This window comes from Thermosynechococcus sp. Uc (assembly GCF_029335995.1).
Lineage (GTDB): Bacteria > Cyanobacteriota > Cyanobacteriia > Thermosynechococcales > Thermosynechococcaceae > Thermosynechococcus.
On the sequence record NZ_JARJMS020000047.1, the window covers coordinates 1 to 2,780 of the forward strand.

At 50.8% G+C, this 2,780-nt stretch carries 5 protein-coding genes; 3 read left to right on the top strand and 2 right to left on the bottom strand.

All coding sequences use genetic code 11. The features are described 5' to 3' along the window. Both P3X23_RS05380 and lipA read left to right on the top strand, forming a co-directional pair. Positions 1-468: permease (locus tag P3X23_RS05380; protein ID WP_300873896.1), on the top strand; the 468-nt coding region annotated here is incomplete at its 5' end. A gap of 2 nt (positions 469-470) precedes the next feature. Beyond that, on the top strand, positions 471-1,367 hold the full coding sequence (gene lipA, locus P3X23_RS05385; RefSeq protein ID WP_300873899.1) for a lipoyl synthase: 897 nt from the start codon (positions 471-473) through the stop codon (positions 1,365-1,367). 136 nt (positions 1,368-1,503) lie between these two features. Here the strand turns inward: lipA and P3X23_RS05390 are convergent, their stop codons facing one another. Next, on the bottom strand, positions 1,504-2,034 hold the full coding sequence (locus tag P3X23_RS05390) for a Dps family protein (protein ID WP_300873901.1): 531 nt from the start codon (positions 2,032-2,034) through the stop codon (positions 1,504-1,506). Between the two features lie 103 nt (positions 2,035-2,137). Here P3X23_RS05390 and P3X23_RS05395 point away from each other — a divergent pair, with 103 nt between their 5' ends. Then, positions 2,138-2,404 carry an Asr1405/Asl0597 family protein gene (locus P3X23_RS05395; protein ID WP_300873904.1) on the top strand — a complete coding sequence of 89 codons (267 nt, stop codon included), beginning with the start codon at positions 2,138-2,140 and terminating at the stop codon, positions 2,402-2,404. On the opposite strand, the gene P3X23_RS05400 is transcribed toward P3X23_RS05395, so the two are convergent. Beyond that, a partial coding sequence (locus tag P3X23_RS05400) for a hypothetical protein (protein WP_300873907.1) occupies positions 2,401-2,780 on the bottom strand: 380 nt, incomplete at its 5' end. The genes P3X23_RS05395 and P3X23_RS05400 overlap by 4 nt on opposite strands.

Sequence of the window (2,780 nt, forward strand, 5' to 3'; positions counted from 1 at the left end):
GGCCAGCCCCTTGCCATGGAAACGTTAACCCTTGCCCCCCCTCCCCCAAGGATTCCTTGGCAGCAGCGCCTGCCCCAAGTTCTAGAGAATGTGGTGCAAGAATTTCGTGAACTGGGGGGCATTCTCGTCCTCGGCAGTCTAGTGGCAACAATCATTCAGGTAGCTGTCCCCCGTGAACTCATTCTCGGCCTTGGCCAAGGGCCGGTGATCTCAGTTGTGGCGATGATGCTCCTCGGCACAGTGATTTCCATTTGCTCCACTGTAGATGCCTTCTTTGCCTTGGCCTTTGCTGCCACGTTTACACCGGGGTCAATTCTTGCTTTTCTTGTTCTTGGACCGATGGTGGATCTCAAAGGGCTGGGGTTATTGCTGACGATTTTCCGTCCCCGTGCTTTGATTTACATCTTTCTGTTAGTGGCACAATTGACGTTTTCTCTTTGTTTGTTTTTGAATTTGCACTGGAGTTAGCCGTGGTGATTAAACCGGAGTGGTTACGGGTCAAAGCACCCCAATGGCAGCGGGTCGGGTCAGTCAAGGAACTCCTGCGGGACTTAAATCTTAATACCGTTTGCGAGGAGGCCTCTTGCCCCAATATTGGGGAGTGTTTCCATAAAGGAACAGCGACGTTTTTAATGATGGGTCCAGCTTGCACCCGCGCTTGCCCCTACTGCGATATTGATTTTGAGAAAAAGCCCCTGCCGTTGGATGCCACTGAACCCCAGCGACTGGCAGAAGCGGTGGTACGTCTGCGTCTTCATCATGTCGTGATGACCTCCGTGAATCGGGATGATCTGCCGGATGGTGGGGCATCTCACTTTGTAGCTGCAATTGAAGCTGTGCGGGCGCGATCGCCCCAGACCACCATTGAAGTACTCATTCCCGATCTTTGTGGCAATTGGCAAGCCTTAGATCAACTTCTGACGGCTAGTCCAGAAGTGCTCAACCACAACACCGAAACAGTGCCCCGTCTCTATCGGCGGGTGCGTCCCCAAGGCAACTATCAGCGCAGTCTAGAACTGCTGCAACGGGTGCGCGATCGCGCCCCTTGGATCTACTCAAAGTCAGGAATCATGGTGGGCTTGGGAGAAACCCCAGAAGAAGTCCTGGCAGTCATGGCTGATCTGCGGCGAGTGGGCTGTGATATTCTCACGATTGGCCAGTACCTACAACCCAGTCCCAAACACTTACCTGTGCAGGCCTTTATTCCACCAGAGCAATTTGAAGCATGGCGTCAACTGGGAGAATCCATGGGCTTTTTACAGGTGGTGTCCTCTCCGCTGACGCGCAGTTCTTACCACGCCGAGCAGGTGCGCACCCTGATGCAGCAATATCCGCGCCAGCGTCCTGCAACGAAAAATCTTGGGTAAAGTTATTGCAATTAAATTGCAATTAGACTAGGCTAAGTAGTAGGAAAAATCTGCATTAAAAAACCCCCTTGAGTGGGGGTATGTTATGAACAAATCTCGTCTTGTGTTAAGGCTCGTTAGTCAAAATTGCAAAAGACTACACCTTGAGACTGTCGTTGGCCAGAAAGTGGCCAATATGGTAGGCGCGCTCCTCTGTTTTCAGGAGTATTTGATCGTACAGATAGGCCGTGGCGCGATCGCCCAAACTTTCTGCCTGGGTAGCCTGTTGCCGCAGAATTCCGATAATGGCCTGCTCCGCCTGCAAATCATTGCTGAGCATTTGCCGACAGCTAAAAGCTCCCTCGGGCTCAGGGGTAAAACCACAGAGAGCTGCCAACTGCTGGAAACCGGCCACGGGCACACCGCCCAAGCCATTGAGCCGTTCTCCCAAGTCGTGGATGTGACCCTGCACCTGTTCGTAGCAGTCTTGGAAAAACTGATGCAGCATGTAAAACTCTGCACCCTCAACAACAAAATGATGCTTTTGGTACTGCAGATAAAGGGCTTGAAAACTGGCCAAGAGGCGATTCATCCCTTCGCACACCGGTGTTGTCGTGGATTTGTCCAACAACACTACAGTGTCAGCCATCTCGCCAAAGGCTTGGCGTGGCAAAGTACTGGTCGTCATAGCACGATACTCCTTTGGGGCACTAGTGAGCTACTGCCATTCGCTCTGACAGACGGATCCTAAGCTACCTTGCCGTATTTTTTCAACATGGAGTGCTTATTGAATGTCTATAAACCCCCAGCTTATTGCAGTTCCATGGCAACTGCGTTGGCCAATCTACCAACGGCTCACCGATTTGGGTGTGCCCTGTAAGTATGCTCCCTATCAACCCCTGACGGCGGAGGTCAACTCCCCCCTAGCGGCACTGCAAGTGTGGTCAGTGGTACGCCAAGTTTCTGCCCCGCGCCACATTTTGATAGGTTGGTTAGAGCAGTGCTGGAATTACAATTGGATTGATTCTTTTCAAGACCCAAGTGCTTTTGAATATTAAGGGAATGTACAACCCAAAGGCGGCGCAGCATTGAATGTGGCAATCGTAATGTCATTAATAACTGTTCCAGAAACAACATTAATAGTGACCCCACCATTATTGGAGCTAAGATTGGGAAAATCAACAATTCGGAGAGTAGCACCACGTAAATTGAAACCGCTACCATTCGTTTGCACATTCCCAAAGACATTAGCGCACAGTGTTGAATTATTATCAGCCCGTAGTTCTAAGCTGCGGGTAGCAGAGTTTCCTTGAGTGAGAGTGTTGTTGCTGACTATGGTATTGAGACGAGAATTATTCCGAGCGCGCAGGCGCACTGCTTCACCGACAGCCGTTGTTTGGATAGTGTTGTTGCTAACTTCAAGTTGTAACTGAG